The 500-nt window shown below is 78.2% G+C and carries 1 protein-coding gene; it reads right to left on the reverse strand.

Features of this window, described 5'->3' with window-relative positions; genetic code table 11:
- Positions 1-500 (reverse strand): hypothetical protein (locus tag QOL99_RS17560; RefSeq protein WP_285525694.1); only part of this gene is annotated, 500 nt, incomplete at both ends.

Consider the following 500-nt stretch of genomic DNA (forward strand, 5'->3'; position numbering starts at 1 on the left):
GCCCTCTGCCCGGCGGCGGCGAGCTTCACGTCGGCCCGCCCGCTCGCCCGGCCAAAATCCAGCCCCGGCACCGTCAGGTCGGCGGTGATGCGCCCGGTCGCCTCCACGAGGGGCCGCAGCGCGAGGGCATCCAGCCTCGCCCCCCGGACGGCGAGGTCGCGCCCGTCGTAGGTCAGCGGGATGCGGGTGCCGGGGTGGGTCAGCTCGGCGCTGGCCCGCACGCCGCCCTGCCAGGAGACGGCCCCGCGCAGGCCCAGCGGCTGCCCGAGGTAGCGGCTCCCGGAGTTGCCCAGCGTCGCGCCGTCCGGGGTCACGTCCGCGACGAGCCGCCCGGCGACAAGTTCAGCCCGGACGTCGGCCGGAAGGGGGGCCAGGAAGGGGGAGAGGTCGGTCTGAAGCTGCCCACCCAGGCGCGGCAGGAGGTTGACCCGCCCGGTCAGAGGGCCAGAGGGCAGCGCCGCCAGCGTCCGGCCCCCGCCGCGCACGGCCACCGTCCCCGC

Source organism: Deinococcus rhizophilus (assembly GCF_030271215.1).
Lineage (GTDB): Bacteria > Deinococcota > Deinococci > Deinococcales > Deinococcaceae > Deinococcus > Deinococcus rhizophilus.